Below are 26,263 nucleotides of genomic sequence, written 5' to 3' on the forward strand. Positions count from 1 at the left end.
GCAACGCACACAGAGGGGGATCAGCCCCGCGAGAGAGAGTGAAAAAGCACACCAAAGTTCGTCACACATGTCACAGGTCCAGAACTCCAATGTTTCAGACGGTTCTTCGCTGTCACAGGTCGTCACAGGTCTCCCCTGGGGAGCCGGCCTCCGCGACAGCGAATGTCCACGCGCCCGAGGAGTCTTGAGGACTGCGTGGAGGGTGGTCGCGCGGGCGAGCGGCGAGGATGCAAGTCTTCCTGAACGTCCGATCGCTCAGCAACCGAAGTCTGCATAACTCGTCGCGTGGAACGGGGCCTTGTAACCTGGCAGCCGCTCAGGGATTCGACTGGCGATAAAATAGTCGTCATTCCAGGCGTCGCAGACGACCATCGAAGCTCCGAGCGTCTTGAGCATCGCATCATCCATCTGAAAGATGCGGCCCTGGTGGCCAATCATGACGAAGGCATGGTCCGCATTGTTCAGCTTGAACCATCGGATGGGCCTCGCGCCCATTTGCTTGAGTTCGACGAATGCGGTGGCGGAGAATTCTTCACAGTTGCCGCCACGCACCGTCTTCGCGAATTCGGCAATCTCCTCGGGTTTTTCGGACTTCGATCGGTCCCCAAAGGCAACGATCGGCGATCCCTTGAAGAAGTCGCTCGCGCGGTTTGGGGCGCCTCTGTCCAGCGCGACCCGTGTTTTGAAGACGGCCAGTTTCGCCCAGGCCAGGTATTGTTCGATCAGCTTGCCGGGCGTCAGTCCCGGCATCGAGGTCGACCCGCTGAAGTAGGCTGCGATGTTGTTGCGCTGATCCTCGGGGAGTTGGGCCAGGATTTCCGCATTCCGTGCGGCAAACTGGTCGTAGGTGGTCTGGTGTCCGTTCTTCGCCATCACGGCGGACATCGCCACTTCCATCCTTTTGACGAAAATGCCCGCACTGTCGAGCTGCATGCGGTACTGGCCGACATTCGGAAGAAATTCTTCTCCTTGAGGAGTGCGTCCAGGGTCTCCAGGATGTCGACCATTGAGGCCCCGTTCAGTCGCCGGAACAGGCCTCTGATATCTCCCGGCACGTAAACGAATGCCTGTCGATCAACCATGGGTCGTCTCCAGTTCGCCAAACCGCGGGCCGCGCCTGCCGTTTGAAAGTAGACATGCCGATGCACGGTGTCGAGCGACGATGTCGGGGGACGGCTGGCGACTGGATGGTCCAATCTCGTGATCGTGAAGTCAGGAGACCTGGACCACTACGACTTCCACCTCAAGAAGGACTCGGTCACAGTCGGATACGGTGATGTCGTCACTGAAGGGATGGAACTCGGCCGCGTCGGGAATACCGGGGCGTCATCGGCGCCCCACCTCCACTTCGGCGTTCATGCGATCGATCCCGCCGGTGTGCTGCGTCCTGTCGCGATCTCGATTCGGGACGACCTTCAGGTTCCAATGAACGACCACGCCATCGAAGTGACCTGAGACGGGAACACGGGCCGGAGTGGCCCGATCTACATCATCCCACGGCCTTTGAGTTCGGCGACGACTGACTGGACGATGCGGGAGATCTCGTCCGGCTGCACCTTGCCGGCCTGGGGAGGCGTCGACCACACGTCGACTGGCGTGCACCCCTTGACCGGCTGATCGGCGAATCCGTGGGCCGCGAGCAGGCACTGAAGAGTATTACTCAGGGCCGAGAGATCGGCATGCTGCTTCTCTGACAGGGGCTGACGGCCCTGCCCCATCTGGAAGCCGCGGAGCGTGACGGCGGCACGGAAGCCGTCAGGGAATTCCGCTTGGTAGAGCATCGTGTCGAAGAGGGTCACCAGGTCGTACTGCAGGTCGCGGGCGTCGTCGAGTTGTCGCGCCAGGGTCAGCTCATAGAGCTTGCGGGTCAACTCGGGGACGACGCCGCTGGAGGCATTGGTTCCACCGTCGCAGCCAACCAGGAGCAGCGGCATGAGCGCTGCGTCCCAGCCGGTGAGGAAGCTGAACTCAGGGCGATTCGGGCGAACCGCCTTGATCATGCGGATCATGTGCGGGATGTCGCCAGAGGAATCCTTGATGGCGATGATCCGCTCGCATTCCTCGGCGAGGCGCTGAACGGTCGGGACGTCGATCGGGCTCGCAAAGAGCGGGATGTTGTAGAGCGTGACGTCGATCGGGGTGTTGCGGCCGATTTCCTTGAAATAGGCGTACACCGAGCCCGGGCTGAGCTTGTAGTAGAAGGGGGCGACGATGGCGACGGCCCGCACGCCGAGGTCGGCATAGTACTCGCAGGCGGCGAGGGTTTCCCTGACGTTGGCTTCCGCGGCTCCGGCGAGGATGGGAACGCGGCCGCGGGTCTGGTCGGCGACGATCGCGCCGATCCGGCGACGTTCCTCGGGCGTGAAGCGGGTGAATTCCCCGGTGGAGCCATTGGGATAGAGTCCGTGGACGCCGCGGTCGATCAGCCAGTCGACGTAGCGACGGAGTTCGCCTTCGTTGATCCCGCCGTCAGCCTGATACGGAACGAGGTTGGGAGTAAAAATTCCCTGAAGTCGACTTCCGGACATGATTAGGCGGTTTGGCGAAAGTGCGGGACGAGTGAGGACTGAGTTTTACCGACTCGGATTTCTCGGGAGAACGGCAGCTGGGCGGGATCAGCCGCAGTTTCATTGCGACACAACTTACGGTTCGTCCGGGTCGTTCCAAAACTCCAGTGGGAATCGAGAGAGTCTGATGGTGACTGTTCGCAGGGGAGAGACGGGGCGCGGGTGGCTCCTGGAAACGGACCTGTGGGTCCCGCAGCAACGCGAGACGGTGTTTTCGCTGTTCGCGGATGCGTTTCAGCTGGAGGCCATCACTCCGCCGTGGTTGAATTTCGAGGTGATCACGCCACGGCCGATCGCGATCGCGGCGGGGACCCGGATTGACTACCGCCTGAGGCTGCATGGCATTCCGATTCGCTGGCAGTCGGAAATCACTGTGTGGGAGCCGCCGTTTCGATTCGTGGATGAACAGCGTCGTGGGCCGTACCGCTGGTGGCGGCATGAGCACGTTTTCGAAGAACTGGACGGTGGAACCGTGTGCCACGACCGGGTGGAATACGGCGTGCCGGGGGGCTGGCTCGCGAACCGACTGTTCGTGGAACGGGACGTGAAGCGAATCTTCGAGTACCGGCGGGAGGTGATTCCGCGGGTGCTCGAACAGTCGGTCTCAACGCGCGGAGGACGCGACGTCAGCGGGCGAGCCTGATGTCGGGGCGGGGCCGGAGGCGAAGCTTTTCTGCGTCACGCTCCTGAAGCAGACTGGCGACTTCAGTAATGGGCCGGCCGTCGGGAAGCTGAAAAGAGGGCAGCACTTCGCTGAGGGGGATCGCGAGAAAAACCCGTTCGGCGATGTCAGGATCGGGCAGGGCCTTCCCGGCGACCGATTGCGGCGGTCCCGGGACCACCGCGAGATCGAGATCGATCGTGCGGGCCGCGTTCTTGTTCCGCGGATCGCGGACGCGGCCCAGGCGCGCCTCGATCTCGTTCAGGTGCCGCAGGAATTCGATGGGATTCGAAGCTGTCTCGAGCAATACAGCAGCATTGCAGAAGTCGGCCTGGGTCGTGTCTCCGACGGCGGCGGTCTGCCAGACGGATGAAACGGCCAGAATCCGGCCCATTCCTGAGAGTTCCCCGACCGCGGCGGGGAGATTGCGCTCGGGGGCGATGTTCGAACCGAGCATCACCACGACGATCCCGGTCGACAGCCCGGCGGGATCAGGACCGGGGCTGGAAGTCATTTCGATTTCGCTCGATGCAGACTCCGACGGTTCGGGAGAACCGCAGCGCGCCTGGCTTTCGGAGATGAACTCTCACGCGCTCGACACGGGGTTCACGAAGGCACAGCCGGGCGATCTCCTCGGCCAGCTTCTCGACAAGGTGGAAGCTCGACTGCTCGACGAACGCAATCACGGACTTGGTGATGGTGCGGTAGTTGACGGCGTCGTCGATGGAGTCGGTGCGGGCCGCTGGCCGGAGGTCGGTGTCGAGCCGCAGAGAGATGACGACATCCTGTCGGTTCTCGCGTTCCTCAGGATTGACGCCGATGATGGTGCGGACGAGCAGATCTTCGATTTCGATGAAGTCGGTCATGATGTGGCGTCGGCGAGGCTGCCGACCAACCGGCGACGGGTTCGCCGTTTCACAGTAAGAATACAGAAAGGCGCGTTCTCCGCGCCGGGAATCATCATGCCACGGAGGCGGTGCGAATCACAGTTCCTCGCCGCCCGTGACGTGAAGAACCTCGCCATTGATAAATTCCGACTTCAACAGGTAGGCGACCGCGTTCGCGACGTCGGAGCCTCGCCCGGTTCGCTGGAGGGGATTTCGTTCGGCCATCTCCTTGAGGGCGTCTTTCCCGGCCCCCGGCGGAGGGAGGATCGCTCCCGGGGCGACTGCGTTCACCTGGATTCGGGGGGCGAGTTCCTGGGCGAGCACTTTCGTAAGGGCGATCAGCCCGGCCTTGGAGACGGTGTAGGGCAAGTGTCCCGCGGGGGGCCTGAGGCCGCGCCAGTCGGCGATGTTCACGATACTGCCCTGGCGGCCTTCGGGGAGGCGTTCAGCGAATTCGCGGCAGAGAAACGCCGGGGCCTGGAGGTTAATCGCGAGGTGCCGGCGCCATCGATCTTCGGTGGTGCTGGCAAGCGTCGCCGCTTCAAAGATGGCGGCGTTGTTCACGAGAATCGAGACCGGCCCCAGCTCGCTGTTCGCACGCTCGAAGACGGCCTGGGCGGCCGCGACAGGTTCGGTGAAGCTCGCGGCGACGGCGACCGCGGCGACACCGTGACCGCGGAGTTCGCTGAGAACGCCCTGCACTTCGCCGGCATGGCTGTGGCAATGGACGCAGACATTCGCCCCCTCGAACGCGAGCTTGTGCGCGATGGCCAGTCCAAGCCGGACGGCGCCGCCGGTCACGATGGCGTTCTGTCCTCTAAGATCCATGAGCGGCCCTCTTCGTCGCGGACTCGATTCCAACGGAGCGATTCTAGACAGCGAGCGTGGAAACGATCAGCCGTGAAGGTGAACAGGGACTTAGAAACGGGATGGAAGCCAGGGCCGCAGCCTATGACACCGCGACGAGGCCTCGTTCGCCGTCGATGCGGTAGGGCCAGATGCTCTCTTCGCAGGCGCTGCCACGGTGCTTGGCGACATACAGGGCCCGGCCGGTGCGGCTGCCGTCGCGCGTCTTGCCCATGAGGATGATGGTGTTGGCATTGGCGAGGACGTCGCCCGTTTCAATCGGACGTTCGATCAGGTCATCCAGCATGACTTCGTGCGACGTGCAGAGCATCACGCAGGCCACGTCCTGGTGGTTGTAGGCGTGGGCGGCGACCTTTTCCGCCTGCTCGCGGAACTGGGCGCGGAAGAGGTCACGCGCCACCCAGTCGGACTCCTTGCGGAGCAGCTGGTGGTAGATGTACTCGAAAGTCTCGAACTGGAACGAATCGCTCGCGCGCTCGACCGGTTCGACGCCATCGATGATGCAGCGTCGCACTCCGTGGACGAAGTTGCCGTAGAAAAAGCGGATCGTCTGGTCGAGACGACGGTTCAGATCCGCCTGCCATTCGCGCTGCTGATCCTCATTGAGGTCCTGCAGGCTCACGCGTCGGCCGACGTTCTTGAAGAGGTGGCAGACATCGCGGCGGGCGCGGGCTTTGTTCCAGAGGAAGTCGGCCGGCGGGCCGCCGTCGTCATCGAAAGTCGTCAGCTTCCACTGACACAGACGCTCGGCATATTCCTCGTGGCTCTGGCTATCGCCGCGGGAGGTCATGTCGAAAAAGATGCCCCGCTCCCCCTCCTGGGCGCGGCCATGATTGAGAAACTGAACACCGAGCTGGGTCTTGCCGATCCCCGTGGCCCCGAGGATGACCGTGAGCGTGCCGGGAAGCAGGCCGCCTCCCAGACGGGAATCGAGTTCGGGGATGCCGGTTTGGATGCGTTTTGCAGCAGACATGGAGAGGACTGAGCGATGGAACGGAAACGAACAGGATGACGTTGAAGTCTGAAGATGAAGGTTTGGGACAACGGGTGGACACGCTGACCACCGGAGAAGATCGGAGAGATCATTTCGCCAACGAGGCGCTGACGATTTCTTCATCGTTGCGGAGATAGATGGATCGATTGGCGAAGGCCGGGTGGGACCACACGATCTTGCGCTGCTGGGCGCTGCCGGTTGGTTCGATCAGGTGCGCCCGGCTCAGCTCGTGGTAACCGTCACGGTCGAGCCTGGCGACGATCAGGTCCCCCTTTTCATTGGGAATGAAAAAGCGATCGTCGTGCTTCACGAGGAACGCGTTGGCCCAGCGATCGGATTTGCCGCCGGTTGCGTCGTAGGTCATCCAGAGGCGGTCGCCGTTGGCCGCGTCCAGACACCGGAGCTCGCCGTAGCTGTCGATCCCGAAGATCAGGCCGCCATCGAACCAGGGAGTGGGCATGATCGAGTGCAAGGCATCGGTGTTGCGCTCGCTGCGCCCCTTACGTTTCCAGATTTCCGAGACGGAACCGCCGTCCGCCGACAGCTGCAGCATCCGCGAACCGTTGTAGAAGGTCGTCAGAAAGATGCGGTTGCCGACGACTCGGGGCATCGGGACGGTGAGGCCGTTCTGAATCTCCCACTCGTAGAACCAGATCGACTTGCCGGTTTCCGGGTCGAGAGCATGCAGTCCTTCGGGATAGAACGCGAGCAGGATCTCACGTTCGCCGTGCTCGATGATCATGGGCGGACAGTAACCCGGCGCATGGTCGGTCAGGGAATCTCCCGCCCGCCAGAGTTCCTTGCCGGTCCCCTTGTCGAACGCAACGACGGCGGTTCCCTCCCCTCCGACGAGGCAGATCAGCTTGTCCCCATGAACGAGTGGATGAGCGGCGAAGCCCCACACGGGCGAACGCTTCCGTTCAAAGTCCTTGAGCAGTTGCTTCGACCAGACGATCTCTCCGGTCGCCACCCGGAAGCAGAACAGGTGGCCCTCTGAGCCCAGCGTGTAAACGCGGTCGCCGTCGACGGTCGGAGTGCAGCGGGGACCGGCGGGGTAGCTGACGGTGTAGGGACAGTCGTACTCGTGTTTCCAGATCTCGCGACCGTCCTTCTCATCAAGGCAGAGAACGCGCTCGGTCGCCGGAATGGCCCCGCGTTCGAACGGGTTCGAAGGATCGGACGCCCCTTGTTTCAACTGCCGATCCGTGACGAAGACACGCCCCTGCGCCACAGCGGGACCTGCATATCCTCCGCCGATCTTCACTCGCCAGCGAATCGGAGGGCCCCCTTCCGGAAACCTGTCGACAATCCCGGATTCACGCCAGACGGCGTCGCGTTTTGGCCCTGACCACTGGGGCCAGTCGTCGGCCAGCGCCGCGACGGGCACGAGGCCGGCAGTCATGGCCAGAAACAGAGCCAGCGAATTTGTGCGCATCAGGCCACCTGACCGGAGTTGTTGTGAAGGCGATGCAGGATTGCATCACACGCCGCGTCGTTCTGTCCATGCCGGCAAGGGGGCGCTGAGGGGAATCTACGCGACCCGCCGAGGATGGCCGGATCCCCCGAAGCCAGGCCGACTCTCTCAACGCCCCGGCACGTCATGAGTCCTCCGAAGTCTCGATGACCGCGACGATGTCCCCCGGGTTCACCACTTCGTCGACGCTGACGCGTTGCGCTCGCAGGATGCCGGACCAGGGTGAATTCACGACAAAGAGCACGCTGGTGGCGACCACCTCGAGGATCCGGTCGCCGGCGAGGATTTCAGAATCACGATCAACGAGCCACTGCACGACGCGAATGGGATGCGGGCCGGCGCCAAGTTCCGGGAGTAGGATTTCGCGGTCAGGAGACATGGTGGGAGTGTAGAAGGTGGTTGGACTCGATGTGGGCCTGGAAAGAGACTGAGAATGGTTGCCGATCGCCGATTTCCGGCGTGAGTGACTCCCCCGCAGTTCGCCAGGGCGAGTCACCTTTTCACAACAGGTCGTCTCTCGTCACCGCAGGGCATTTTGCGGCAACGACGCAAGCCAACGACGTACTGGCCCATCCTGAAAACGTGACCAGCCGTGCGCGCATCTCTCAGGCACGGGCGGGGATTGGGAACAGTGCGGAGGTGTTTGACACCGAGGGGGGCAAGGAGGGCGCGTTGTGTGGGTGGTACTGTACTCCTCGCCCTCTTTCTTCCCCCTGAAGTCTTGCGGAGGGATCGGGAGAGCGTGGGTGGTGCGGACAGGGATCCGGCCGGGCCGGGGTGTGTGACGACAGGTTGACGGTGGTTGTGTTCATGAGGTCCTCCATCATGACGGGGGCGGTGGCTCGGTACTCGGTGCTCGGAAGTGCATTGGCGGGTGGGGATTGGGGCGGGGCGAGTCACTTTTTCACAGTCGGTCGTCTCTCGTCACCGCAAGTCATTTTGCGGCAATGACGAAAGCCAACAACGAATTGGCCCATCTTGAAGAAGTGACCAGCCCAGCGCAGTCCGTTTGAAGACTGATCTCCGACCAGATCATCGGTTACAACTCCAGTTTCCGGTTCCCGCTTCCCTGTCCTGCGCCAATGTCCCTGTTCACGGCCGAACTGTTCGTCGAAACGGAGTCGAGCGGTTGCCGGATCGATACGTTCCTCGAACGTCATTTTCGGAATTACACCGCCTGGCGGCTGCAGCGCATCGTCCGGGGCGGTGGCGTGACGATCAATTTCGGACGCGCGGAAGAAACCGACCGCGTCTTCTACGGACAGCGGGTCCATGTCACGTTGCTCGAGCCGCCCGACAAGTTGCTCCGGTCGTCGCCCGAAGAACTTTCGATCGTCTACGAAGATGACTGGCTGCTCGTCGTCGACAAAGCGGCCGGAATGATCGCCCATCCCGCCGGGGAATATCCGACCGGCTCGCTCGCGAACGCCGTCCAGCACCGACTGGACCAGAAGGTGGGGCAAAAAGGGATCGCGCGTCCGGGGATCGTGCACCGGATCGACCGGCAGACGAGCGGCCTGATGGCCATCGCACTGAGCTACACCGCTCACCGCAACCTGGCCGCGACGTTCGAGGCTTCCCGCGTGTCGAAAACTTACGTGGCGCTCGTGGAAGGCGTGATCAAGCGGGACGCCGGCGTGATCGATGCTCCGATCGGCCGGACACCGACGGGGCGTCAGGTGCTCATGACGTGCCGGGCGGACGGCCTCGACCGACGGCCTTCAAAGACGCACTACAAGGTGATTGAACGATTCACGAACCACACATTCGTGGTGGCCCGGCCGGTCACCGGGCGAAACCATCAGATCCGGGTCCACTTCGCCCACCTGGGGCATCCGCTGATCGGGGACGAGTTCTACGAAGCCCATGGAGTCATCAAGCCGCTCGTGCTTGATGACCCGAACGCCGATCCGGATGAGATCGATGAGGGCGTGGAAACGGGACTGCCGATCCGGAGGCACGCCCTGCATGCGACCCAATTGGCATTCGCCCACCCGATCACCGGGACATGGATGGAGTTCCAGGCGCCGCTGCCGCGGGATTTCCGGGAGACCATCGACGAACTGAGGTCCCGCGGAGGCCATTCGCGGGACCTGGATGTCGCCGCTAACTCGACTGGAGGAACTTCTCCAGTTCCTGGCGGTTGAAGACTCCGGTCGTCGCGCCAACGGCACGAACACAGCTCGCTCCCATGGCAGCGCCGATCTGAAGGCAGCGTTTCAGGTCGGCCTTCTGCGTCAGCCCGAAGATGAACCCCGCCACGAACGCGTCGCCGCTGCCCGTGCCGTCAACCTGCTCGACCTGGAACGCGGGAAGGAGGACGCGTTCCTCCGGACTGACGGCGTACGCCCCCTCCTTGCCGGCCGTGATGACCACGGTTCTCGCGCCAAGTTCACGAAAATGATCGGCCTGGCGCCAGGGATCCGTGAGTCCCGTCAGGAGGCGAGCCTCATCGTGGTTGGGAAGGAAGACATCAGTCTCGGGCAGGGCCTCGGCCAACATCGCCGGGACCGGCCCGGGATCTCCGATTACGACATCCAGCAGGGTCGTTGTGCCGCCCCGCCGCGCCTGGCGGAAGAGCGAGGCGACGTTCGTTCCGGAGAGTGCAGGGTTGAGTCCGAATCCGCCGACGGCAATGACCTGCAGCTTCTCGAACGCGGTTGGGGGAATCTCCTCTCCCTGGAACTCGGCGTTGGCTCCGACGGCGTGGATGAATCGCCGGTCTTCGCCCTGAACATTCACAATGAGCGTTGCGGATGTCTGCGCAGCTTCGGACACCGTCACGAAGTCACAGCCGACGTTCCGAGTCCGGAGGAATTCCAGGCAGTAGCGCCCGAGGACATCGTCCCCCACCCGCCCCGCCAGCCCGACCCGGACGCCGAGCCGTGCCAGATCGACGGCGGTGTTGGCGCCGCAGCCGCCGATCGTCACTTCGAGGCGATCCGTTTTGACGAGCGCGCCTGCCGAGGGAAGCGCTGGAATCGGGGCGCTGACATGGTCGGCCACGACCAGGCCGGCACAGAGGACGTCATACATGAGGCGGGGAATCGAGGGTGTGAAGCAGTAAGAGGAGGGAATGATGCCTCATCCGGCTGGCGGTCGAAAGTGAGTCGGTCCCGGCTTCCAGCCTCATGTCGGGATTCGATCTGAGCGGCGGACGAGGGCCACTGTGGCATGGCCTCGCGGTGAGGTCCGGGCCGGGAAAACAGAACGAGGCACTCCACGATGGGACGATGAACCGACTTCATCGGCCGGCCAATAAAAAAGGGACGGCCGAAACCGTCCCTGCGATGGCATCCGGGAAGCAATCAGCGGGGGGTTTTCTGCTCGTCGAGTTCCTTGAGCCGGCGCACCCGTTCCAGGTTCTTGGCATTCTGGCCGGTGGCGTCGTCGCTGCGGACGGCCTTGTCGCGGCTCCCCTGTTCCAGCGTGAAACGTTCAACCTGACCGGGGATATAAGTCCGCAACTGCGACTGGAAGCCCAAATAGGCCATGAAGTCGCTGAGCTTCACCAGGCGCACGCCGGTCAGGTTGGCTTCTTCGAGCAACGCCTTCCGTTGATCCATAATGGCCTGAATCTGCGGGCGGCGGGGATCCTGAGCCGCGAAGTTCGACGGATCGGGAACGTCCCCCAGCACGAGGAACTTGGTGTTTTCCGTCAGTTTGGCAGAGGCGGGCTCACGCACGCCGTTGTCATCGACTTCCAGTTCAATCTGCGCGCCAGCGGTCTTGAGCAGGCGGTGGAGAGTGTCGCGATCGCTCCGGCCGTCCTTGTCAAAATCGATCAGGCCAACGAAGGCAAAGTATTCGGCACGGCCGCCGGCCCAGATCGGCGAATAGATCGGATCGCCCTGCGAAATGGGACGGGTGCGGTCCTGGTCGAGGATCTTCGCTTCGGCGAGGTGCGGACCAAGGATGCGGGTCACTTCGACCGCGGCCTTGATGTCCCGGGCTTCGCGACCAATTCCGCGATGGTCACGGGAATAGACGCTGAAGGAAACCTGCGGCCGCAGGTTGTCGAGCGACCCGAGGCTGATGAAGACCGTGCCGAGGTTCGCGTCGACGCTGACGATCTCACCGTCCGCCACTTCGAAGCTCGTCTTGAGGACGTCTTCGAGGCGGCGTTTCTGCGAATCGACGATCCGGGTCAGCTGGCCGACCTGGTCGTTGAGGGTGCGAATGGTGCGGTCGGAGTTTTCGCGGGCCTGCTCTTTTTCGACCTGTTCACGGCGAAGGTCTTCTTCGAGGGCGGTGATCCGCTTGTCCTTTGCCTGGAGATCTTCGTCGCGGGTCTGGGCAACCTTCTGGAGGTCGATTTCCGATTTCTTCTGCGACTCGGCGTGGCCATCCACCCGCTTCTGGTACACGCTCTCCAGTTCGCGGATGCGTTCGCCCGACTTGGCGAGATCGCCCTTCAGGGAGGCCACTTCCTTCTGGGAGGCGTCAAGCGCGCCCCGCATCCCTTCGATCGTCGCGAGGACCGTCTGCTTGGCGTTGTTGACGCCCTGGACCTGCATCGCCTTCAGCAGGGTTTCCTTGGATTCGTTCCAAGTCCCCGGCCCGCCGATGGTGGTCAGGATTTCAGTATTCGTCGTCTGGACACTGCTCGCCTGGCTCTTGGCCTCGCTGGCCTCGTTGCCGGCGGCCGTCATCTTCTGGTTGAGCTCGGTCTTATCCCTGTACGAGACAAAGCCCCAGATGAGCGATCCGAGCGCGATCGTCGACATGATCGCAACCGTGATTTTCAGGCCGCTATCGTTACTGCTGGACGCCATGTCGAACTCCGGGGGAAACTTCTGGACGGTCGGCGGACCGCCCACCATCCGCAGGTGGCCGCGCGCGGCAACGGATGTCTCTGTTTTCGAACGCGCTGCGCCGCAACTTCAACGACGTTTCAGCGGGCGTTGTGCGTGTTACGACGCGTGCGACGTGAGCATTCGGAAGTGAACGCAGTGGGCACGGGAGAGTGCGAAAACCGCCCGAAACCGCTGCTAAATCCAGTCTACGACGGAGGCAAGGGGTGTCAAGATGCGCGTTCCGGTGGAGACGTGCCGCCCGTCCAAACCAGCCTTCCGCTGGCCAGAACCGGCTCATTCGGTCCCGCCGCGCCGGTCAACGCACGGAATCTGCAGTCTGGTCCATTCGTCACGGTCGTCCCGCCCGTTCCGCATCTCCCTGACGCACCGGATCTGCGTCCGGCGACGACCGGGAGTCGCTCTCGACCGACACGGCCCCCGCGAATAATTTCGCGAGCCTCAACGCCTCCGGGCCGGACGCTCCGTCCGCATTGTCGTCCCCCATTGTTGCCAGAATCGTCTGGTGCCCGTCGCCATGGACCTCAAGTCATACTTTCAACGGATCGGATTCGAGGGCGAGCCGGCGCCGACCCTGGAGACACTCGCTCTTCTGCAGCGACGACACGCAGAGGCAATCCCCTTCGAGAACCTCGATTCCCTGCTCAGACAGCCCGTCCGCCTCGACCTGCCGTCTCTGGAACAGAAGCTCGTCCACCGCGGCCGTGGGGGATACTGCTTCGAACAGAATCACCTCTTCAGGGCAGCGCTGGAAGCGATCGGGTTCACCGTCACGGGGCTCGCGGCGCGAGTGCTGTGGAACATCCCTGAAGGGGTGATCCCGCCCCGGAGCCACATGTTGCTGCGCGTCGACCTGGATGGAAGATCCTGGATCGCCGACGTTGGGTTCGGGGTGCTCACCCTCACCGCCCCCCTCATGCTCGAGGCGGACACGGAGCAGCCCACCCCTCACGAGACATTCCGACTGGCGCCGCGGAATGGCGAATTCGTCATGGAGTCGAGGATTCGCGACCGCTGGGCGCCGATGTACCGCTTCGACCTGAATCCCCAGGAACGGGTCGACTATGAAGTCAGCAACTGGCACGTCTCGACGCACCCGGAGTCGCTGTTCGTCAATGCCCTGCTGGCAAGCCGCGTGGCGCCAGGAGCGCGTCACACGCTCTTCAACAACGAACTGTCGACGCACTCCACCGAGGCAGGCACTGAGAAACGACTCCTGGTGAACGAGGGTGAACTGCGAAACGCCCTGGAAAACGTCATCGGGTTGAACCTGCCGGCCGGTCCGGACGTCGATGCGCTGCTTGAACGAATTGCAGCGACGCCCGCTCCTTGAGAGAGCGGCCCACTCGAGGCGTCACTTCCTCTGTTCGTTCTTGGCGTCGCCTCTCGCGAAAATGCTGGCGACGTACTGAAGCACATCGGTGGCCGATTCGTCGTTGTAACCGTAGTTCCGGATGAGTCGCGATTTGACGATGTCAATCTTCTCCTGCGTGTCCTTGTCGACAACGTTGGAGACGAGGCTCGTCAGCTTGATCGTGTCCTTCTGGTCCTCGAACAGCTTCATTTCGAGGGCCTTCTGCAGGCGTTCGTTGGTCTTGTAGTTGAACGTCTTCCCGTCGATCGCCAGGGCGCCGATGTAGTTCATGATCTCCCGTCGGAAGTCGTCCTTCCGCGATTCGGGAATGTCGATCCGTTCTTCGATCGACCTCATCAGCCGCTCATCGGGCTCTTCGTCCTGACCGGTGAAGCGATTCTTCACACGCTCTCGCTGCGTGTAGGCCTTCACGTTGTCGATGTAGTTGGCGCACAGCCGCATCAAGGCGTCTTCATCCGACGCAATTGCACGCTGGACCTCGTTCTTCACGATATCGGTGTACTCGTCCTTCACGACCGAAACGAGCTGCCGATACCGCTCGCGCAGTTCCTCGGACGGAATCAGGCTGTGATGGGCCAGCCCGGCCTCCATCTCGTTCAGCACCATGAAGGGGTTCAGGCTCGTCGCGTTGGTGTTTGTGACCAGCGAGTTGGAGATCTTGTCCTGAACGAACCGCGGCGAGATGCCGACCATACCTTCGTGCTTCACCTCGCGCCGGAGCTGCTTGATGTTCTCGGCGGTGAAGCCGGGAAGCGTCTTGCCGTTATACAGCTTCAACTTCTGCAGCAGCGACAGGCCGTGGTGCTTGGGTTCCTCCAGACGCGTCAGCACGGACCACATGGCCGCGATCTCGAGCGTATGCGGGGCAATATGCTTCTTGACCCGCGTCGGGTTGTAATCCTTCTGGTAGATGCGGATTTCATCGCTGAGGACCGTGACGTAGGGAACGTCGATCTTGATCGTCCGGTCGCGCAGCGCTTCCATGAACTCGTTCGACTGCAGCCGGCGGTACTCGGGCTCGTTCGTATGGCCGAGGATGACGGTGTCGATGTCGGTCTGCGCGAACTTCTTCGGCTTGATCTTGTGTTCCTGCGACGCGCCGAGGAGGTCGTAGAGGAAGGCGACGTCGAGCTTCAGAACTTCGACAAACTCGATGATGCCCCGGTTGGAAACGTTGAACTCGCCGTCGAAGTTGAAGGCGCGCGGATCGGAGTCAGAACCGTACTCGGCGATCTTGCGGTAGTTGATGTCGCCAGTGAGCTCGGTGGAGTCCTGGTTCTTTTCGTCCTTGGGCTGGAACGTGCCAATGCCGACGCGGTCTTTCTCTGAGAGGAACAGCCGACGAACGATGATGTCTCCAAGAACCTTGGTCCAGTCGCCGGCGTACTTGTCGAGCCGCTGCTTGAAGATGAACCGCGACAGCGGGCAGACGTCGCCGACGATCTCGACCTTGAACTCGTCAGGGCCGCGACCTTCATTCAGGAAGGACGTGATCTGCTCGCGCTGGTCTTCCGGGACGAGTTGGAGCGGTTCGCCGTTCATGGGGTCCCATGTGACGGAACCGTCGTCTTCCTTCCAGCCGAAGGTATAGAGCGCCCCTTCTTCGGTGCGGGAATAGCGCTGCAAGCCGCGTTTCAGAAGACGGGCAATCGTGGACTTGGAGCTTCCGACCGGGCCGTGCAGCAGAAGCACGCGCCGCTCGGTGCCGAACTTGAGTGCGGCGGCCTTGAAGACGTTGACGAGTTCCATGAGCGGCCGGGTGAGGCCGAAGATGCCGTCTTCCCCGTCGTTGTGAGGGTCGTCGAAAAAGCGGTATCGGATCTGGTCTTTCTGGCCCTCCACGGGATACGTCCCGTCGGCCATGATCATGTCGTAAACTCGCTGGTACGCGGTGCGCGTCACCTGCGGGTGCTTTTGAACAAGGTCGAGGTACTCGGCGAACGACCCTTTCCAATGCTCCTGGTGATAAACCTCGGGAGACTGGCGGGACGAAATCTGCTGCAGGAGAGACTGTCCATTCATGGAACTCACGACTCCGATCAATTCTCGCGTCAGCCAGCGTTCGACAGGGCGAACGACAGCATCAACGGATGCGATGTTCGGGCCGGGGCTGTGAAATTCACGAGGGGGATCGAACGATCGCCACGGTGCGACGCATGCGATGGATGGAGGACGTGCAGACTCTGGCTGTCGAAGTTTTCACGTGAGGAGTCGGCGGAAGGCCGGACTCGATCAAGAAGGGTGTTGCAAGCGGACGCGACCGTCCCTGGCCGGAACACCAAGATGCCAAACAAGCGGAGACCCACACGCAGAACTCGCGTGCTGCATCCCATGCCGAAGCCCTGGTTCGACCTCGGCAGCCATCGATGGCCTTTCGATTATTCGTGCGGCCGTTTGTTCTGGCAAGACCAATCACGAATCGGCACATCATTCACGAAGGCTTCGTGGCCCCGATGACAATGCAACGACTGCCATTCTAAAACGGTCGCGGCGGCTCGTCCCATTCAACGAATCCTGCAGCCCGAAACGCCTGACTCGACAGTTCCACATCAGTCAGGCGGACTGCATCCTCGTCGCCTGTCGTGGCATCACCGGGCCACGAAGGCCCGGCGGCACGTCTTTCGGCCGACGGGGCGGATTGGGGCCGTGGATCTCGAAACAGGCGGGCGAGGAGGCGCTTCCAAACCCGCCGTTGTCCCATCTTTCCCAGCGTGTTACTTTCCGCGCGCCTGAAAACAGGGAGTGTTTCGGGCCACCTCGACGTGTCGGAAGGAGCTCGCGGCGATGTTTCAGGAACTCAAGCAGGCCATCTCGAACAAGTCGGCCAAAGTGGGCGTTATTGGCCTGGGCTATGTCGGCCTGCCGTTGCTCGATGCTTTCATCTCCAAGGGCTTTTCCTGCATCGGCTACGACGTCGATTCCTCGAAGGTCGACGAACTGAACGCCGGCCGCAGTTACATCAAACACGTCAGCTCGGAGAAGATCGCGGGCTGGAACCGGGAAAAACGATTCGTCGCGACGTCGGACATGTCACGCCTCAAGGAGGCGGATGCACTCCTGATCTGCGTGCCGACGCCCCTGAGCGACAGCCGTGACCCGGACCTAAGCTTCGTGGAAGGGACGGCCGAGTCGATTGCGAAGTCGCTTCGCAAAGGCCAGCTGATCGTGCTGGAAAGCACGACGCATCCCACGACAACACGCGATAACGTGCAGCCGATCCTCGAACGGGCCGGCATGAAGGCCGGGAAGGACTTCTTCCTCGCCTACAGCCCGGAACGCGAAGACCCGGGGAACCCGACCTACTCGGCGGCCAGCATTCCGAAGGTCGTTGGCGGTCACGATCCGCACAGCCTGGAGCTCGCGGCGGAGCTTTACTCACAGGCCGTGGTGAAGGTCGTTCCGGTGTCCGCGATGGAAGTCGCCGAGGCATGCAAGATCCTCGAGAACACCTACCGCGCGGTGAACATCGCGCTGGTGAACGAACTGAAGATGCTGTTCGACCGGATGGGGATCGACATCTGGGAAGTCGTTGACGCGGCAAAGACGAAGCCCTTCGGCTTCCAGGCGTTTTACCCGGGGCCGGGCCTCGGCGGGCACTGCATCCCGATCGACCCGTTCTACCTGACCTGGCTGGCCCGCAAGCACGGCATGGCCACGCGGTTCATCGAGCTGGCCGGTGAAATCAATCACCACATGCCGGAGTACGTGATCACGCGGATGGCGGAGTTCCTCAACGACGCGGCCAAGCCGATCAAGGGGAGCAAGATCGCCCTGCTCGGAATGGCCTACAAGAAAGACGTCGACGACCCGCGGGAAAGTCCGTCGTTTGTACTGCTCGAACTGCTGCTGAAACGCGGCGCGGCCGTGACGTACAACGACCCGCACGTCCCGTCACTGCCGAAAATGCGGCATCATCCGTCACTGCCGGAGATGACGTCGAACGAACTGACAGCGGAGTACCTGGCAAAGCAGGACATCGTCCTGATCGCCACGGACCACTCGGCTTATGACTACGACTTCATCGTCAAGCACTCGAAGATGGTGCTCGACACCCGCAATGCGACGAAGAACGTCCGCGACGGGCGGGAGAAGATTTTCAAGGCGTGATGCGGCGAATCCGGCGAACGGTCGGCGTCAGCCGACTGATGGCGTGCCAGGAAAGCCTGCTCATAGATCGAATCGAGTCGGTGGGATCGATCAGGGGGCTGATGCCCCCCGCTCGCCCGGGGCTTGTCAAACCGGCGACTTCTCAAACAGCCCCGTCGCGACTTTCCCTTTGCCGTCTTCGGTGACGTAGAACGGCCGCTTCTCGATATCCAGGGCATAGGCCGGGCTGATGCCCATGGCGGCGAAGATCGAGGCGTGGAGGTCGGTGATGCTGATCGGGTCCTTCACGGCCAGGAACGGCCGCTCGTCTGCGGTGGAACCGTACACCTGGCCCTTCTTGATTCCGCCGCCGAACATCAACGCGCTGCAGCCGCCGGTGAAATGTCGGTGCAGGCCATAGTGCTTCGGTTCCTCGAGAGTATCGCTCCTGGCCCGTGACTGATCCTTGGCGACGCTGCCGGGGACGCCTTCGATGATCATGTCGCGGCTGAATTCCGTCGCGAGCACCACGAGCGTGCGATCGAGCAGCCCCTTGGCTTCGAGATCGAGAATAAGCTGCGCGATCGGCGCATCGATCTCTTTCTTCATCCGGGCGTACGTGTCGTGCCCGTTCTCGTGCGTGTCCCAGTGCAGGAACGGCACGTATTCCGTCGTGACCTCGATAAATCTCGCTCCGGCCTCGCACAGACGGCGGGCCAGCAGGCAGCCCTGGCCAAAACGACCCGTGTTGTACTTGTCGAAGCTTTCCTTCGGCTCGAGCGACAGGTCGAACGCGACGCGATCGGGCGAGTTCAGGAGCCGATGGGCGTTCTCGACGCTGCGGAGCATCGACTCGCGGTGGTAGTCGCTGGCGAGATCCTTGTTCGGCCCCGAGTTGACGAGCTTCTGGTAGGCCGAGTACCGCGACGCGAACCGGTTGGGCGACATTCCTTTCGGCGGGCGGACCGCCTCGATCGCCAGGTCGGCGTCTGGCAGCATGAACGGGCCGTACTCGCTCCCAAGGAATCCGCCCGTGTGGAACGCCTTCAGTTCCTCCTTTTCGCCGTTGCCTTCCATCCGCTGCCCGATGCAGATGAAAGGTGGAATTGCCGGATTGTCCGGCCCGAGCACGCGCGCCATCCAGGCGCCCAGGTGCGGCGCGGCAACAGTCTGCGGCGGCACGTAGCCAGTGTGCCAGTGGAACTGATGACGGCTGTGCAGGATGTTGCCGAGGTCCGCCTGGAAGTGCGACCGGACCAGCGTCCCGCGGTCGAGGATGCTTGCGATCCGCTCCAGCCCCTCGGTGATCTGGACACCCGGAATCGCAGTGTCGATTGCCGGGAAGGTGCTCGACACCTTTTCGATCGGCAAGCCTTTCTGGAACGGCTCGTAGTGCTTCGGATCGAACGTATCCGGGGCGGCCATTCCGCCTCCCATCCACAAGAGGATGCAGCGGTCCGCCGTGGCCCTGGGCGCCGGGGCCGTTTCGGCCGCGAACAGACGCGGGGCGCCCATCGTCAGCGTCGCAGCGCTCGCGGCGGACAGCGTCTGGAGAAAGCGGCGCCGCGTGTGCGCGAGATCAGCTGGCGTCAGGCGATCGGAATCAGAAGGCATGTGAAATGACATGGCGAGTCTTTCTCTGATTGGGTTCCGTCGCAGATGCTGTCAGCGTCGACAGTCTTCGATGCGGCAGCATCGACCACAGATTTCATTGTACGTGCTGAAACTCGGGCAGCATGATGATCATCCAGATCAGGTCGGCAATTCCGGCTTCATCGGGGCTTTCGCCGACGAGGTCGCGCGCCAGCTGACGTTCCTCGTCGGATGGCGGACGGGACAGCGCCCGGCGGAAAAGCCGTTGAACCAGAGTGTCGCGATCGAGCTTCTCTTCCGAAATGGCTTTCGCCCCCAGGGCGAGCATCTCGGCCAGGTCAGGACCGTTGGAGAGATCGAGCGCCTGGAGAGTCGTCAGGAGTTCCGGCCGCGTCGTGACGACCTGTTCGCGATTCGGCCTGCCAAGCGATCGCATGAGCGGGTCCGAGATCACGTAAGCCGCCCGCACTTTTCCGTCGACGGCGGAGAACTCGGTCCTGGCCCCCAGGCTCGGGTGTGGGGCCCTTGGACCTGTCGCCGTCAGAGACCAGACCGCGTCCATGAACTGTTCGGCCGTCAGCCGGCGGGCAATCGGCCCGGTATAGACGAAGCCTTCCGCAGTGGCCGGTTCCTTCTCGACCGTCACGGTCTTCGACTGATAGGCCCGCGAGGTGGAGATATACCGCAGGAGTTCCTTGATGTCGTAGCCGCTCGTCACGAAATGATCGGCCAGGTGATCGAGGACCCGCTCGCTCCACGGCTCTGATGCCATCGAGTCGACCGGCTCGACGAGCCCGCGCCCCATCAGCTGCCTCCACAGGCGATTCACGATGGTGCGGGAGAACCGGCCATTCCGGGGATCGGTCAAAAGTTCGGCGAGCCGGGCCTGCCGCTTCGCGCGCGGAAGTGCCGGATCAATAGTACCAAGCTCCGGAAAAACGAACTTCGCCGCCGCCTTGCGGCCTGTCGGCATGTCGCAGCGGTGAATCTCCAGCGGCTCATCGGCGACGACGGCCGCGAGTCCATACGCGTCATCGAGCTTCCAGTCATCGATGAAGCTGTCGTGGCAGCTCGCGCACTTCAGATTGATTCCAAGAAAGACCTGCCCCACGTTCTGCGAGAACTGGAGTTCGCGGATCTGGCTGGCATTCACCCGGCCACGCCAGGTAATGCCGTTGGCGAAGCCTTCGGACTCGAGCGATGGTGCGATCAGTTCGCGGACGAACGCGTCATACGGCTTGTTTCCGCGGAGGGACGAGATGAGCCACTTCGTGATCTGCCTGCGTCCGCCATCAATGTAGCCGGTGCCGACATAGTCGTTGCGGAGCAGGTCGTTCCAGAAGGTGATCCAGTGGGCCGCGTAGTCGCGGTCGCGTTCCAGGAGGGAGGAAACCAGCGTCTCCCGCTTATCGGGCCGCTGGTCGAACAGGAAGACTTCCAGTTCCTCGTCCGTCGGCGTCAGGCCGATGAGATCGAGAGAGACGCGGCGGAGGAAGGTGGCGTCATCGGCCGCCGGCGAGAGCGTCACGTCGTTGAACTCGCCGTACCAGTACAGGATCCGATCGATCGGATGCGGGCCGGTCGCGGCCGTCGCCCGCGGAATGCGAATCCGCTTCAGTTTGAGGGGGGCTTTGTAGGCCTCTTTCCGGAAGGTGAATCCGTCCGTCCAAGGGACTCCGTCAGCAACCCATTTTTTCAGGGTTTCAACGTCGTCTTTCTTCAGTCGATCGCCTTCCGGAGGCATCCGATAGTCGGGATCATCGCTCGTGAGACGTTGAATCAGGTCGCTGTCATCCGGTTTGCCCGGTTCGACGGCTTTCGATTCGAGGAGCGACGTTTTCGTGTCGAGCGAGAACGAGCCTTTGTAGGTCCCGTTTGTGTGGCACTTGGCACAGTGCGCCTTCAGGATGGGCAGCACATCGTGGGCAAAATCGACCTCGGCGAACGCAGTGGACTGCGTCCCGAAGATCAGACAGGCCACAAGCAGCGTCAAAAGCTTGAGCAAGCGCATGGTAGGAGCCTGGCGAGAAGGCGGGACATCCATTATGTCGAACGGATCGCCCGTGCGAAACCGGACCGCACGCCAGCGCCGGAAGGAGGCCCGTGTCACGACGGGGAATTCAGGTTGGCGAAACTGGATAAGGTTGCTGCAAACCAGCGAAAACTGCGGCCGCCCGCCAACACCGGGCCGCCCCTGAGCGATTTCGTCGGTGAAAAGTCGACCTTCCCGGAGTTCCGGCCGAGAGGGCCCGCGGGAACGCAAAAAACTTCCTGCGGATTGAATTGCATCCCGGCCGACTTTTCTCCATACTGCCGCGTTCCCAACCAATCGCAGTTCGATTTGTCTCAGGTGAGTGATGCCTCCGTTCGGTAAGCCGAAGCCCGATGTCCGCAAAATGCGGAAGAAGCGGCAGCGCTTGAAGAAGAAGCTGAAGTGCCGTTTCTGCCCGAACGGCGACATCCCGCGCCCGGTTTACGTCGATTACAAGGACGTGAAGCTCCTGAAGCAGCTCGTCGACCGCGAAGGGCGCATCATGCCCCGCCGCCGAACGGGAACTTCAGCGATCTACCAGCGGGCTGTCCGTGAAGCCGTCCTGCGGGCTCGCTTCATCGGCCTCATGCCGTACGTCGCCGACGAGTGATTTCAGAGCGACCGGCCCCTTCACGGCCGGCCACAGGGATTCGATGACCCACGGCTTGCCGTGGGTCTCGCCATTTGTCGACTGCGGATTTCAGATTTGCCGATGGCCGACCTCGAAAGCCAGCTTGCCGGGAACCTCGACGCGCTGGACCGTCGAATTCGTGCGGCGGCCGAGCGGGCAGGTCGCTCTCCGAACGAAGTCACCCTCGTCGTCGTGACGAAATACGCGCCCGACGCCGCCGTCCAGCTTCTCCCCCGACTCGGCCGGCTGGACCTGGGCGAGAACCGGCCTCAACAACTGGTGCGGCGCGCGGACCTCGTCCCCGAAGCCCGGTGGCACCTCATCGGGCGGCTGCAGACGAACAAGGTTCGAATGGTGCTGCCGCACACCGTGCTGACCCATTCGGTCGATTCCCCGAAACTCCTGGAGCGGCTGAGCCAGACGTCCGGCGACCTGGGCTGCACGAGCGCCGTGCTGCTGGAAGTGAATATTTCCGGCGAAGCGAGCAAACAGGGGTTCGATCCGGAACAGGTCCGGGCCGCCTGGCAAAGCTACCTGACGCTGCCGAACCTGGAGATCCGCGGGTTGATGACGATGGCGCCGTTCACCGACCAGCCGGAAGATGCCCGACCAGTGTTCCGGCAGCTGCGCGAGCTGCGTGACGACCTTCGGGACCGGGCCGGATCGCTCGTCGAGCGGCACCCGGTGCGTGATCTTTCGATGGGAATGAGCGGCGATTTCGAGGTCGCCATCGAAGAGGGAGCCACCCTGATCCGCGTCGGCAGCGCGGTCTTCGAAAATATTCCGCAATGATTTGGCACTCAAGGTGCATGGCAGGGGCGTTATCTGAAGTCACACCCCTGTCTCTGCTCATCCGAGGCTTGCCATGTTGCGCACAATCATCCTGCTCCTGTTGATCGCCCTTGCCGCGGGAATGCTCGGTTTCGGCGGCGTCGAAGGTTTGGCCCTCTGGATGATCCGCATTCTTCTGCTCGTGTTCGTGGTGCTTCTGATCGTCTCGGTCGTGACCGGCGGTCGGTCGGCTCCGAGACTCTAGAGCACTTCCACAGTTGCTTTTCAGAGGGATGATAGGGGAAAGGATTTCTCAAGTGGTTGGCTCAATCAAGGAAGAGTCATGCCCACCCCCTACTCAATGGATTTGAGGCGACGTGTCGTGGCCGAAGTCGACCGCGGCTCTCCGCCGGCCGAAGTCGCCCGGCGATTTCAGGTCACTGAACGAACCATCTGGAACTGGCTCGCGCTTCGCAAAGAGACTGGCCAGATCACTCCCCGGCAGGGAGATGTCGGCCCGGAGTGCGTTCTGGAACCGCATCGGGAGCGGATTTTCAAAAGCGTCCAGGACGACCCCGGCCTGACGCTCGCCCAAAGGCAACGCCAACTCGGTCTGCCGGGCTGCGCGACCACTCTGTGGAATGCGCTTCGGCGCTGGGGAATCACTCTCAAAAAAAGTGCTCAAAGCTGCTGAACAACAGCGGCCGGATGTGGCTCAGAAGCGCCGCTGGTGGAACATCCTGGTGCAGTCGAAAGCCTGTCGCCGTCTGGTGTTCTTCGACGAAACCGGGGCCGACACGAAGATGACGCGACGCTATGGCTGGGGACCAAAATCACGCCGGGTCGTGGACCATGTCCCTCAAGGGCATTGGAAAACGACGACGTTCGCAGCGGCGCTCAGGGCCAGCGGAGTGATTGCTCCCCTGGTGCTGGATGGCCCGATGGATGGGGAATGCTTTCTGGCTTACGTCCGTCAGTTCCTGATCCCGGCGCTGGAGCCGGGAGACTTGGTGGTCATGGACAACCTCAGCAGCCACAAGCAGAGCGCGGTGGGTGACGCGATTCGACAGGCCGGGGCTGAGGTGTACTACCTGCCGCCGTACTCACCCGATCTCAACCCGATCGAGAAGTTGTTCTCGAAGTTCAAGACGCTTTTGCGGACGAGCGCTGAACGGACGACAGAAGGACTCTGGAACCGGATCGGAGTGCTGGTGGACGAGTTCACTCCGAGCGAATGCCTGAACTACATCCGTTCCTGCGGATACACTGCACACGAATCATGAAGTTGCTCTAGCAATCAGGAATTGAGCGACTGCCTGACGCGCTGGCCTTCCAGCAGGCCAGCGCGCAGGAGTTCTGCGTCTTCGCTGGCCAGGGCTTCTTCGATCATGGCCATCTTCTGTCGATGTCGGCGGAACGTTTCCAGGACCGCATCGCGATTGGCCATCAGAATCGACGTCCAGAGCGCGGGATCGCTCGCGGCGATCCGGGTCGTGTCACGAAACCCACCCGCGACAAAGGGCGCATCGCCCGGTTCCAGCAGGCTGGCAAGGGCATAGGCGATGACATGCGGGAAATGGCTTGTGCGGGCGAGCACCTGATCGTGGGTCCGCGCGTCTAAAGTGACCGTCTTCATGCCAATGGCTTCCCAGAAGCCACGGACCGCTCGCAAAACGTCCGCCGGCGCCTCGGGGACAGGTGTCAGCACGCAGATGCGGTCTTTGAACTGAACGGCCGACGCATGCTCGAAGCCGCTTTTCTCGGAGCCGGCGAGCGGATGCGACCCGACAAACTGCCCGACGCAGTGCAGCGGGGCACAGATCGCTTCTTTCACGCTTCCGGCATCGGTAATCACTCGGGGAGGCCGCGCCAGCCCGGCGAGTGACTGCACGTCGGCGACGACCCGGTCGACCGGAGTACAGACGACTGCCAGATCGCACGCCCCGACATCACCTGCGGTGGTCACCCCGCGATCAATGACTCCATCAGCCTCGGCCGCGCGAAGCCGCGACGCATCGCGACCGAGTCCGATCACGTTCTTCGCGACGCCCAGCTGACGTGCATGCTGGGCAATCGCGCCGCCAATGAGCCCGACGCCCACGATCAGGAGCGTCTCACAACGGAACGGCGGATCATTCTCGGCGACGGACATATGCAGTGGGATTCGAGGGCTGGTCTGGCCGGATTCTAAGGGGCTGTCGTTTCCGAATGCCAAGCAGCCAGAAGGGTGCTGTCACGCGGCCGACCAGCGAGACCAGAAAGAGCAGATGGAATCCGGTCCATGAGCGGCCGAAGAGGTCGATCGACCATTGGGACTTGAGAAGTCGATCGAGCCAGATTCCACCGCCGATTGCGGCTATCGCGGCCGTGAGACCGGTGAGCGGCCTGAACAACGCGAGGAAGGAAGTGTTGTCGCTGCGGGGCGCGAGCCTCCAGGCAAGCGTGGTCATCACCACGTTCACGACGCCAAACAGTCCCCAGGTGATGTACGCGCCGAACAGCCACCCCGGATTCGCGGGAGTGGCCAGAAATGGAAACACCATGGCGAGAGCAACGAACAGGTGCGACATGAAAAGGAGATTGCGGTCGCCCAGGCGGTCGGAAAGCTGGCCGGCCGCGAGGCTCAGCACGGCCTGGATCGACAGCATGACGGCGACCATCTGCAGGTAGCCTTCGAGCGGAATCTTGAGGACTTCAATCTGGTACTTCGTGATGACCGCCTGCGTCAGCCCCTGGGCCAGCGCCATGTGCGCAGCCCAAACGAGGAGAAAGCGGAAGTCCCGGTCGGCAACTGCGGCCTTCAACGGCCCGATGAAACGGCCGGACTCGAAGGCGGGCCGTGTCCTGATGGCGGGAAGGGAAAGCATCGGGACGAACGACGCAGCCGCGACGAGGCCGCCAATGGTGAAGGCGATGACGTAGAACCAGAACTGCTGGTCGGGAGGGAGATTCCCCCGTTGCCAGCGAATCGCCTGGCCTCCCAGCGTCGACATGATCCAGGTCACGACGATGACGACGAACTGTCGACTGGAATAAATACGGCCCCACGTGCGTTCCGGAGCGAGATCGGACAGCCATGAGAGAAACGCGACGTAACTGAGCCCCTGCAGTGCATACCAGAATCCGACGGCGACGAGGATCCACGTCAGGACCTGCGAAGCATCGCGTTGTCCGCCGACTATCGCGATCAGAGGGATCGCGAGTGCGGCCAGACGGCCGAGCACGAGTCCGAGGATCCAGAGCGATTTTCGCGACCAGATCCTTGTCACGATGGGACGCGTGAACAGACCTGCGGTTTCGAAGAACTCGGGCGCCGCCTGAAGAATCGCTAGCCACGTCGCCGTGGGATGGTAGGTGCTGACGAAATAGTTGAAAAATCCGCCGCTGGTGAGGGCGTGGCCGGCGGTGAAGAGCGCCTGCGTCGCCGCGAGACGCGTCCCCACCTCGAGCGGCGAGGCGGTTGGCCCCGCCCCGTTCGCCTCATCGTTCTGCATGCCCGCCCCTGAGATTG

The 26,263-nt window shown here is 62.4% G+C and carries 25 protein-coding genes; 10 read left to right on the forward strand and 15 right to left on the reverse strand.

The window, feature by feature from the left end:
* Positions 1 to 255: 255 nt before the first annotated feature.
* Positions 256 to 933 carry a hypothetical protein gene (locus Pan44_RS05365; protein ID WP_145027998.1) on the reverse strand — a complete coding sequence of 226 codons (678 nt, stop codon included), beginning with the start codon at positions 931 to 933 and terminating at the stop codon, positions 256 to 258.
* A gap of 216 nt (positions 934 to 1,149) precedes the next feature.
* Here Pan44_RS05365 and Pan44_RS05370 point away from each other — a divergent pair, with 216 nt between their 5' ends.
* On the forward strand, positions 1,150 to 1,455 hold the full coding sequence (locus Pan44_RS05370) for a M23 family metallopeptidase (RefSeq protein WP_145028000.1): 306 nt from the start codon (positions 1,150 to 1,152) through the stop codon (positions 1,453 to 1,455).
* A gap of 29 nt (positions 1,456 to 1,484) precedes the next feature.
* On the opposite strand, the gene Pan44_RS05375 is transcribed toward Pan44_RS05370, so the two are convergent.
* Positions 1,485 to 2,528 (reverse strand): dihydrodipicolinate synthase family protein, encoded by a 1,044-nt coding sequence (locus Pan44_RS05375; RefSeq protein ID WP_145028002.1) that lies wholly within the window; start codon positions 2,526 to 2,528, stop codon positions 1,485 to 1,487.
* A 166-nt stretch (positions 2,529 to 2,694) separates the two neighbouring features.
* Here Pan44_RS05375 and Pan44_RS05380 point away from each other — a divergent pair, with 166 nt between their 5' ends.
* Positions 2,695 to 3,210, forward strand: a complete 516-nt coding sequence (locus tag Pan44_RS05380; protein ID WP_145028004.1) for an SRPBCC family protein — start codon at positions 2,695 to 2,697, stop codon at positions 3,208 to 3,210.
* On the opposite strand, the gene folK is transcribed toward Pan44_RS05380, so the two are convergent.
* From folK to Pan44_RS05410, 6 genes are all read right to left on the reverse strand, one after another.
* Positions 3,194 to 3,742 carry a 2-amino-4-hydroxy-6-hydroxymethyldihydropteridine diphosphokinase gene (gene folK, locus Pan44_RS05385; RefSeq protein ID WP_145028006.1) on the reverse strand — a complete coding sequence of 183 codons (549 nt, stop codon included), beginning with the start codon at positions 3,740 to 3,742 and terminating at the stop codon, positions 3,194 to 3,196. The genes Pan44_RS05380 and folK overlap by 17 nt on opposite strands.
* Entirely contained in the window at positions 3,720 to 4,094 is a 375-nt protein-coding gene (gene folB / locus Pan44_RS05390; protein ID WP_145028008.1) for a dihydroneopterin aldolase, read from the reverse strand. Before folB ends, folK begins: the two co-directional genes overlap by 23 nt.
* Positions 4,095 to 4,211: 117 nt before the next feature.
* Positions 4,212 to 4,943: an SDR family NAD(P)-dependent oxidoreductase gene (locus Pan44_RS05395; RefSeq protein ID WP_145028010.1), complete on the reverse strand. Its 732-nt coding sequence runs from the start codon at positions 4,941 to 4,943 to the stop codon at positions 4,212 to 4,214.
* 121 nt (positions 4,944 to 5,064) lie between these two features.
* On the reverse strand, positions 5,065 to 5,955 hold the full coding sequence (locus Pan44_RS05400; protein WP_145028012.1) for an RAD55 family ATPase: 891 nt from the start codon (positions 5,953 to 5,955) through the stop codon (positions 5,065 to 5,067).
* Positions 5,956 to 6,064: 109 nt separating this feature from the next.
* The gene (locus Pan44_RS05405; protein WP_197453880.1) at positions 6,065 to 7,411 is read right to left on the reverse strand and encodes a PQQ-binding-like beta-propeller repeat protein; all 1,347 of its coding nucleotides are present in this window, start codon (positions 7,409 to 7,411) and stop codon (positions 6,065 to 6,067) included.
* 163 nt (positions 7,412 to 7,574) lie between these two features.
* A complete protein-coding gene (locus Pan44_RS05410; RefSeq protein ID WP_145028014.1) occupies positions 7,575 to 7,829 on the reverse strand; it encodes a biotin/lipoyl-containing protein in 255 nt (84 codons plus the stop codon).
* 703 nt (positions 7,830 to 8,532) lie between these two features.
* Between Pan44_RS05410 and Pan44_RS05415 the strand changes: the two genes are divergently transcribed.
* Entirely contained in the window at positions 8,533 to 9,597 is a 1,065-nt protein-coding gene (locus tag Pan44_RS05415; protein WP_145028016.1) for an RluA family pseudouridine synthase, read from the forward strand.
* Here the strand turns inward: Pan44_RS05415 and Pan44_RS05420 are convergent.
* Entirely contained in the window at positions 9,557 to 10,486 is a 930-nt protein-coding gene (locus Pan44_RS05420; protein WP_145028018.1) for a carbohydrate kinase family protein, read from the reverse strand. The two genes, Pan44_RS05415 and Pan44_RS05420, sit on opposite strands and share 41 nt — an antisense overlap.
* Before the next feature lie 272 nt (positions 10,487 to 10,758).
* Entirely contained in the window at positions 10,759 to 12,225 is a 1,467-nt protein-coding gene (locus Pan44_RS05425; RefSeq protein ID WP_145028021.1) for a hypothetical protein, read from the reverse strand.
* Between the two features lie 556 nt (positions 12,226 to 12,781).
* On the opposite strand from Pan44_RS05425, the gene Pan44_RS05430 reads away from it, so the two are divergent.
* Positions 12,782 to 13,597, forward strand: a complete 816-nt coding sequence (locus Pan44_RS05430; RefSeq protein ID WP_145028023.1) for an arylamine N-acetyltransferase family protein — start codon at positions 12,782 to 12,784, stop codon at positions 13,595 to 13,597.
* A gap of 21 nt (positions 13,598 to 13,618) precedes the next feature.
* On the opposite strand, the gene Pan44_RS05435 is transcribed toward Pan44_RS05430, so the two are convergent.
* The gene (locus Pan44_RS05435) at positions 13,619 to 15,661 is read right to left on the reverse strand and encodes a PrkA family serine protein kinase (protein ID WP_145028025.1); all 2,043 of its coding nucleotides are present in this window, start codon (positions 15,659 to 15,661) and stop codon (positions 13,619 to 13,621) included.
* A 762-nt stretch (positions 15,662 to 16,423) separates the two neighbouring features.
* Here Pan44_RS05435 and Pan44_RS05440 point away from each other — a divergent pair.
* Positions 16,424 to 17,746 carry a nucleotide sugar dehydrogenase gene (locus Pan44_RS05440; RefSeq protein ID WP_145028027.1) on the forward strand — a complete coding sequence of 441 codons (1,323 nt, stop codon included), beginning with the start codon at positions 16,424 to 16,426 and terminating at the stop codon, positions 17,744 to 17,746.
* 126 nt (positions 17,747 to 17,872) lie between these two features.
* On the opposite strand, the gene Pan44_RS05445 is transcribed toward Pan44_RS05440, so the two are convergent.
* Positions 17,873 to 19,339 (reverse strand): DUF1501 domain-containing protein, encoded by a 1,467-nt coding sequence (locus Pan44_RS05445; protein WP_145028030.1) that lies wholly within the window; start codon positions 19,337 to 19,339, stop codon positions 17,873 to 17,875.
* A 94-nt stretch (positions 19,340 to 19,433) separates the two neighbouring features.
* Positions 19,434 to 21,329, reverse strand: coding sequence for a PSD1 and planctomycete cytochrome C domain-containing protein (locus Pan44_RS05450; RefSeq protein ID WP_197453881.1), 1,896 nt, complete (start codon positions 21,327 to 21,329; stop codon positions 19,434 to 19,436).
* Positions 21,330 to 21,675: 346 nt separating this feature from the next.
* Here Pan44_RS05450 and rpsR point away from each other — a divergent pair, with 346 nt between their 5' ends.
* The 5 genes from rpsR (at position 21,676) to Pan44_RS05475 (ending at position 24,035) form a co-directional block, all read left to right on the forward strand.
* A complete protein-coding gene (gene rpsR, locus Pan44_RS05455) occupies positions 21,676 to 21,960 on the forward strand; it encodes a 30S ribosomal protein S18 (protein ID WP_145028034.1) in 285 nt (94 codons plus the stop codon).
* A gap of 102 nt (positions 21,961 to 22,062) precedes the next feature.
* Complete coding sequence (locus tag Pan44_RS05460) at positions 22,063 to 22,773, forward strand: YggS family pyridoxal phosphate-dependent enzyme (RefSeq protein ID WP_145028036.1); 711 nt, start codon at positions 22,063 to 22,065, stop codon at positions 22,771 to 22,773.
* A gap of 73 nt (positions 22,774 to 22,846) precedes the next feature.
* Positions 22,847 to 23,017, forward strand: a complete 171-nt coding sequence (locus Pan44_RS05465) for a DUF1328 family protein (RefSeq protein WP_145028038.1) — start codon at positions 22,847 to 22,849, stop codon at positions 23,015 to 23,017.
* Between the two features lie 96 nt (positions 23,018 to 23,113).
* Entirely contained in the window at positions 23,114 to 23,446 is a 333-nt protein-coding gene (locus Pan44_RS28215) for an IS630 transposase-related protein (RefSeq protein WP_390620637.1), read from the forward strand.
* The gene (locus Pan44_RS05475) at positions 23,394 to 24,035 is read left to right on the forward strand and encodes an IS630 family transposase (protein WP_145027933.1); all 642 of its coding nucleotides are present in this window, start codon (positions 23,394 to 23,396) and stop codon (positions 24,033 to 24,035) included. The genes Pan44_RS28215 and Pan44_RS05475 overlap by 53 nt, the downstream gene beginning before the upstream one ends.
* A 14-nt stretch (positions 24,036 to 24,049) precedes the next feature.
* On the opposite strand, the gene Pan44_RS05480 is transcribed toward Pan44_RS05475, so the two are convergent.
* Positions 24,050 to 24,904 (reverse strand): prephenate dehydrogenase, encoded by an 855-nt coding sequence (locus tag Pan44_RS05480; RefSeq protein ID WP_145028040.1) that lies wholly within the window; start codon positions 24,902 to 24,904, stop codon positions 24,050 to 24,052.
* Positions 24,885 to 26,246, reverse strand: coding sequence for an MFS transporter (locus Pan44_RS05485; protein WP_145028042.1), 1,362 nt, complete (start codon positions 26,244 to 26,246; stop codon positions 24,885 to 24,887). The genes Pan44_RS05480 and Pan44_RS05485 overlap by 20 nt, the downstream gene beginning before the upstream one ends.
* Positions 26,247 to 26,263: the final 17 nt, after the last annotated feature.

Origin of the sequence: Caulifigura coniformis (genome assembly GCF_007745175.1) — a bacterium.
Classification (GTDB): domain Bacteria; phylum Planctomycetota; class Planctomycetia; order Planctomycetales; family Planctomycetaceae; genus Caulifigura; species Caulifigura coniformis.